The organism is Caloramator sp. CAR-1, from assembly GCF_030546345.1.
Lineage (GTDB): Bacteria > Bacillota > Clostridia > Clostridiales > Caloramatoraceae > Caloramator > Caloramator australicus.
In genome coordinates this window covers 68,008-74,728 of the sequence record NZ_JAUONW010000010.1, presented here as the reverse complement: position 1 = coordinate 74,728, position 6,721 = coordinate 68,008, and the positions used below count along the sequence as shown (strand labels likewise).

Sequence of the window (6,721 nt, the reverse complement as noted above, 5' to 3'; positions counted from 1 at the left end):
ATACATAGAAGCGGATGAAGATCATGTTGCACTGCAGAATGGCAAAAAGGAGATGCCAAGGCTTGTCTATGTTCATGAAGGAAGGCAAGAGAGGAATGGAAGGAATGAATTAAAAAATGTATATTACAAAGCATACGTAGGAGTAGAAGCAGAAGAAATATGGATAGATGTAGCGAATTATGTGTATGAGAATTATGAAATAGAGAGCATAGAAAAGATATATATAGCAGGGGATGGGGCAAGATGGATAAAGGAAGGGATAGAGTGGATTCCAAAAGCGAAATTTGTATTAGACAGATATCATTTAAACAAATACATAATAAGAGGGACAGCAAAGAGAGAAGAATATAGGGAAAAGATATGGAAAGCCATAAATGAAGGAGATAAGAAGGGTTTAAGGGAAATATTTAAGGAGCTTGCAAGTAAAGCAGAAACTAATACAGAAAAAGAAAGGATAAAAGAAGTAAGAAGGTATATATTAAACAACTGGGAAGGGATAGAAATATATAAAGATGACGATGATGTAATAGGATGCAGCGCAGAAGGGCATGTAAGCCATGTATTATCGGCGAGATTAAGCAGCAGGCCATTAGGATGGAGCAAGGAAGGATTAAAGATAATGGCAAAGCTAAGGGTATTTAGCAAGAATGGAGGAAATTTAAGGGAAATAAGTGTGTTTAAGGAAGATGAAAAAGCCTTCAAGGTAAGTAAGAAGAAAATAAAAGAAGCGATAAGAAAGATAAATAAATCTTCACGTGAAGTTATGAATAATATAACGATATTGAACATAGGGAAAGTAACGCCAATTTACAGGATATTAAAATCAATAAAATATGAAAATATAATTTAAGTTTTTTAAATTTAACAAACGCCTTGAAACTAGCTAATTTAAGGGGTTGTCTATAAAAATTAACCTACAATATCTTGACACTATCAAATTTTAATTTGAACTTGAAAAAATGATATATTATTATGTATAATTAGGAAGAATGTAATATATTTATATACTAACGGTAGGTGAAAAATATGATAAAAAGTATGACTGGCTATGGAAGAGGAGAATGTGAAGAAAATAATAGACGATTTGTAATTGAGTTAAAATCAGTAAACAATAGATATTTAGATATTAACATAAGGCTACCAAAACATTTAATATCTTTAGAGGATAACATAAGAAAATACATATCTTCAAGGGTATCTAGAGGGAAAATAGATGTCTTTGTAAGTCAAGAAAAATTTAGTGATGACGATATAAAAGTTGTTTTAGATGAACAGGTAGCAAGTTATTATTATAATGTTTATTCTGAGCTTAAAAAGAAATTCAATCTTCAAGAGGAGATTACTCTTTCACTTCTTGCTAAGGCACCTGACGTAATTATTATCGAAAAAAATGAGGATGATGTCGAAATAGTTTGGGATACTATGAAAAAAGCTTTAGATGAAGCTTTATCTGTATTTATTGACATGAGAACTAAAGAAGGTTTAAAATTAAAACAAGATATTTTAGAAAGATGTATGATCATAAGTGAAAAGGTGAATTTGATAGAAAAAAGAAGTCCTAGTATAATTGATGAGTATAGAGAAAAGATAAAATTAAGGGTTTCTGAGTTTTTAAAGGATGTAGAAATAGATGAGTCTAGGTTGTTAAATGAAGTAGCATTTTTTGCTGATAAAGTTAATATTGATGAAGAAATAACGAGATTAAAAAGCCATATTGAACAATTACGATTATCCTTAGAAAGCGATGAAGCTGTCGGAAGAAAACTGGATTTTTTAATACAAGAAATGAATAGAGAAACAAATACTATAGGCTCAAAGGCAAATGACTTAAGTATAGCAAATTTAGTTATAGATATAAAAAGCGAATTAGAAAAAATTAGGGAACAAGTTCAAAATATAGAATAATTAGGAGGTTAAAGTATGGGTATAAAACTAATAAATATAGGCTTTGGAAATATAGTTTCCGCCAACAGGCTTGTGGCCATTGTAAGCCCAGAATCTGCACCAATAAAAAGGATAATTCAAGAAGCAAGGGATAGAGGTATGCTTATTGATGCAACTTACGGTAGAAGAACAAGGGCTGTTATAATTACAGATAGTGACCACATTATTTTGTCAGCTGTTCAACCTGAGACGGTGGCTCATAGACTAACATCAAAGGATGTTGAGGAGGATATAGAAGATACTGAAGATGATGAAGAATAATAAAGAAAGGAGTATATGATGCAAAGGCAAGGATTATTAATAGTAATTTCAGGTCCATCAGGTGCGGGGAAGGGAACAATATGTAAAGCTTTGTTACAAAAGAATAAGGATTTAAAGATATCTGTTTCATGCACCACAAGATCACCAAGAGAAGGTGAAAGGGAAGGTATTAACTATTATTTTGTATCAAAGGAAAAATTTCAAGATATGATAGAAAAAAATGAGTTTTTAGAATATGCTACTGTCTATGGTAACTATTATGGAACTCCCAGAAAATATGTGGAAGAGGAACTTAAAAAGGGTAATGATGTTATATTGGAAATTGACATTCAAGGGGCTCTAATGGTTAAAGAAAGATATCCAGAAGGAGTGTTTATATTTATTTTACCACCATCTATGGAGGAACTAAAAAACAGAATAATAAAACGTGGATCTGAAACAGAAGATTCTTTAAATACAAGATTTACAGCGGCATTTGAAGAAATAAAATATATGTCTAAATATGATTATGCCGTTGTTAATGACTATGTTGATGAGGCTGTTAAAAAGATTGAATGTATAATTGTTGCAGAAAAATGCAAGTGCAATAGAATGTTAAGAGCAGGATATTTTGAGCAGGAGGGATAATGTATGCATATTAGTAAAGAAAGCTCAATGATTAATCCACCTATATTATCGCTTTTAGAAAAAATAGATAACAGATACTCTTTGGTTGTTGTTACTGCAAAAAGAGCAAGACAATTAGTTGCAGGGGAAGAACCTTTAGTTAAGGTTGATTCTAATCAACCTGTTACAATTGCAATTCATGAAATCAATAAGGGGAAAATCAAATATCACGCTGTTAAAACCGGAATTAAGTAATGTTGAGGTGTTAGTATGTCTAAAAATGTTGTTTTGGGTGTGACGGGAGGTATAGCCGCATACAAAGCACTTGACTTAGTAAGTAAACTTAGGAAAAAGGATATTAATGTTGATGTGATAATGACAGAATCGGCTACAAAGTTTGTAACTCCGTTAAGTTTTCAGTCTTTAAGTCAAAACCAGGTTATAGTTGACATGTTTTTAGAGCCAAAGAGCTGGGAAATACAACATATCTCATTGGCTGATAAGGCGGATGTTTTAGCAATTGTTCCTGCCACTGCAAATGTTATAGGTAAAATTGCTAATGGTATAGCCGATGATATGCTTACTACAACAGTCATGGCAACAAAGGCACCTGTTTTAATAGCACCTGCAATGAATGTTAATATGTATGAAAACCCTATAGTTCAAAGGAATATCCAAATATTAAAACAATACGGTTATCATATTATAGAACCGATAGAAGGAAGGCTTGCCTGCGGATATGTAGGAAAGGGCAAGTTAAATGATATTGATTTGATATTTGATTATATTGAAATGCTTCTTGAAAAGAAAAAAGACTATTTAGGCAAAAAGGTTCTTGTGACTGCAGGTCCAACTGTTGAATATATTGATCCTGTAAGATTTATATCTAATAGGTCATCAGGAAAAATGGGGTATGCAATTGCAAGAGCAGCTAGAAACAGAGGTGCAGAGGTAATCTTAATTACAGGACCTACTAATATAGCACCACCGGTGGGTGTAAAAGTCATTAGAGTAAAGACAGCAGAGGAAATGTTTAAAGAAGTAATGAAATATTATCCAGAAGTTGATATTGCTATAAAGGCAGCTGCAGTTGCCGATTATAAAGTTGAAGGGACAAGCAAGGTTAAGATAAAGAAAACAGAAGATTCCTTTGAATTAAAGTTAATAAAAAATAAAGATATTTTACAGGAGATGGGAAAAGCAAAATCTAAGCAGATACTTGTTGGATTTGCAGCAGAGACAAACGATTTAATTAAAAATGCAAAGCTTAAATTAGAAGGAAAAAATTTAGATATGATAATTGCTAATGATGTAACAGAAGAAAATTCAGGTTTTGATCATGATACAAATACTGTTAAGATTATTAAGAATGATGGACAAATTATTCAGCTTCCTAATATGTTAAAGGAGGAACTAGCAAACATTATATTAAATTATATCTTGGAATTAAAAGTTAAGCGCTAAGGCGCTTTTTATTTCTTTTAGGAGGGTTTGCATGAAAATAGCCTCTATTATATTAAATACAAATCTTAAAGAACTTGATAAAGAGTTTGATTACATAGTGCCTGAAGAGTTTGATGATTTAGTTGAAAGAGGGAAAAGAGTTATCGTCCCCTTTGGATTAGGAAATAAATTAGTAGAGGGTTTAGTATTAAATATAAAGGAATATTCAGGTGTTGAGAATGAACTCAAAAAAATATACGATATATTAGATGAAAATATAATTATTGATGATAAAACGATCGAAATAGCAATAAAAATTAAAGAACGTTATCTTTGCACTTTGTTTGAAGCTATTAAATTGTTCTTGCCTCCCAATAATGTTAAAACAAAAATTTATGTTAAAAGATTTAAATTTGACGAAAAGTATGAACAAAGATATGAATTCTTAAGGTATATTGAGAATGAATTTGTTCCTTTAGAAAAAATAGAAAAATTAATTGGATACAGCATTAAAAGGACGCAGCTTTTAAATCTTTATAAAAAAGGCTTAATTGAAATTAAAGAAACTATAGATTTAATGGTAAAACCTAAAAAGGAACTTATATACAGTTTAGTTGATATAAATGATGCTTATAATTTTATAGAAGTAAATAAAAATTCTAAAAGGTATGAAAAACATATCTGGACTTTAAATCAATTAATAAATAATAATGGTTCTTTATCATCAAGAGTGTTGAAAAGTAGTAATAACTGTTCTTCCTCAGTATTAAATACATTAATTAATAGAGGATTAATTAAAAAGGAATACGTTGAGGTTTTTAGAAACCCATATAATGAAGAGTATAAATATAATAAAATCGAATTAAATTTAGAACAAAAAAAAGCAATAGATGAGATTTTAGCTGCTTATAATAACGGAAAGAATACCTCACTAATTTATGGGGTTACTGGTTCAGGAAAAACAGAAATTTATCTTTCTTTGATAGAAAGATTTCTAAAAAATGGTTATGGGGCAATAGTTTTAGTCCCAGAGATTTCTCTGACTCCTCAAACGGTGGAAAGATTTAAAGGAAGGTTCGGTTCAAATGTAGCAATTATACATAGTAGGCTTTCTGAAGGAGAACGCTTTGATGAATGGAGAAGAATTTATAATGGAGAAGTAAGTTTGGTTATTGGAGCAAGGTCTGCAGTTTTTGCTCCAGTAAAAAATTTAAAACTGATTATTATTGATGAAGAACACGAACATACTTACAAATCTGAAATAACTCCAAAATATGATGCAAGATATGTAGCAAAACTAAGAATTGAGGCAACCAATGGTTTATTAATATTAGGTTCTGCAACACCATCGTTAGAAAGTTACTATAATGCTAAAAATGGCAAATATCATCTAATTGAAATATTAAAAAGGGCAAATAGCAACATTCTCCCAGAAGTCACTATAGTTGATATGAAAAAAGAATTAAAAAATGGTAATAGAAGTGTTTTTAGTAAAAAACTTTTAGAAGAAATCTCTATTAATTTACAAGAAAGAAATCAAACGATTCTATTTATAAACAGGAGAGGTTATTCGACCTTCGTTTCCTGTAGATCCTGCGGATATGTTGCTAAGTGCTCCGATTGTGATATAACATTAACATATCACTATTATAATAATACCTTAAATTGCCATTATTGTGGTAAGGATTATAATATTCCCAATGTATGTCCTAAATGCGGAAGCAAATATATTAAATACTTTGGAGCCGGAACAGAAAAGATAGAAAATGAAATATTAAAATACTTTCCAGATGCACGCGTATTAAGAATGGACATGGATACAACAAAAAATAAAGGCGCCCATGAAAAAATTTATAAAGCCTTTAAAAATGGTGAAGCGGATATATTAATTGGGACCCAAATGATTGCTAAAGGAATGGATTTTAAAAACGTTACTTTAGTTGGCATTATCACAGCAGATACCATTCTTAATTTGCCAGATTATAAATCAGCAGAGAGGACATTTCAACTTATATCCCAGGTTTCGGGAAGGGCAGGTAGAGGAGATAAATTAGGTAAAGTTATTATTCAAACGTATGATCCAGAAAATCCTATAATTCAATTTGCAAGTCAGCATGATTTTAAAAATTTTTATGAGTATGAAATAAAAATGAGACAAATTATGAATAACCCTCCCTTTACCGATATAATATATGTTTTACTAACATCTCAAAATGAAAATGAGCTAATAAAGACTTCAAATAAATTGCGATATATTTTTGAAGAAGCCCTAAAACACGAAGATGTAAAAATCTTAGGACCATCGCCCTGTCATATTTCTAAAATAAAGAATACTTTTAGATGGAATATGATTTTTAAAGGTAAAGTGGTAGAATATTATTATAAAATAAACAAAATATTGTATAATGAATTAGGAAATAGTCCGATTTCTTTTTCGATGGATATAAATCCAAACAATATGCTTTGA

At 30.5% G+C, this 6,721-nt stretch carries 7 protein-coding genes; all 7 read left to right on the top strand.

Annotated elements, in window-relative coordinates; all coding sequences use genetic code 11:
• On the top strand, positions 1 to 850 hold an 850-nt coding region (locus Q3V94_RS03515), incomplete at its 5' end, for an ISLre2 family transposase (RefSeq protein WP_303525171.1).
• Positions 851 to 1,026: 176 nt separating this feature from the next.
• Positions 1,027 to 1,905, top strand: a complete 879-nt coding sequence (locus Q3V94_RS03510) for a YicC/YloC family endoribonuclease (RefSeq protein WP_303525169.1) — start codon at positions 1,027 to 1,029, stop codon at positions 1,903 to 1,905.
• Positions 1,906 to 1,920: 15 nt separating this feature from the next.
• Positions 1,921 to 2,205, top strand: coding sequence for an extracellular matrix/biofilm regulator RemA (gene remA / locus Q3V94_RS03505; RefSeq protein WP_008909433.1), 285 nt, complete (start codon positions 1,921 to 1,923; stop codon positions 2,203 to 2,205).
• Positions 2,206 to 2,223: 18 nt separating this feature from the next.
• On the top strand, positions 2,224 to 2,832 hold the full coding sequence (gene gmk, locus Q3V94_RS03500; RefSeq protein ID WP_274767759.1) for a guanylate kinase: 609 nt from the start codon (positions 2,224 to 2,226) through the stop codon (positions 2,830 to 2,832).
• Positions 2,833 to 2,835: 3 nt separating this feature from the next.
• Positions 2,836 to 3,066 carry a DNA-directed RNA polymerase subunit omega gene (gene rpoZ, locus Q3V94_RS03495; RefSeq protein WP_008909435.1) on the top strand — a complete coding sequence of 77 codons (231 nt, stop codon included), beginning with the start codon at positions 2,836 to 2,838 and terminating at the stop codon, positions 3,064 to 3,066.
• A gap of 15 nt (positions 3,067 to 3,081) precedes the next feature.
• Positions 3,082 to 4,275, top strand: a complete 1,194-nt coding sequence (coaBC, locus tag Q3V94_RS03490; RefSeq protein ID WP_303525165.1) for a bifunctional phosphopantothenoylcysteine decarboxylase/phosphopantothenate--cysteine ligase CoaBC — start codon at positions 3,082 to 3,084, stop codon at positions 4,273 to 4,275.
• A gap of 31 nt (positions 4,276 to 4,306) precedes the next feature.
• On the top strand, positions 4,307 to 6,721 hold the full coding sequence (gene priA / locus Q3V94_RS03485; protein WP_303525163.1) for a primosomal protein N': 2,415 nt from the start codon (positions 4,307 to 4,309) through the stop codon (positions 6,719 to 6,721).

Coding starts and splice junctions, on each gene's coding strand:
- Q3V94_RS03510 (WP_303525169.1), top strand. CDS start 1,027: ATGATAAAAAGTATGACTGGCTATGGAAGAGGAGAATGTGAAGAAAAT.
- remA (WP_008909433.1), top strand. CDS start 1,921: ATGGGTATAAAACTAATAAATATAGGCTTTGGAAATATAGTTTCCGCC.
- gmk (WP_274767759.1), top strand. CDS start 2,224: ATGCAAAGGCAAGGATTATTAATAGTAATTTCAGGTCCATCAGGTGCG.
- rpoZ (WP_008909435.1), top strand. CDS start 2,836: ATGCATATTAGTAAAGAAAGCTCAATGATTAATCCACCTATATTATCG.
- coaBC (WP_303525165.1), top strand. CDS start 3,082: ATGTCTAAAAATGTTGTTTTGGGTGTGACGGGAGGTATAGCCGCATAC.
- priA (WP_303525163.1), top strand. CDS start 4,307: ATGAAAATAGCCTCTATTATATTAAATACAAATCTTAAAGAACTTGAT.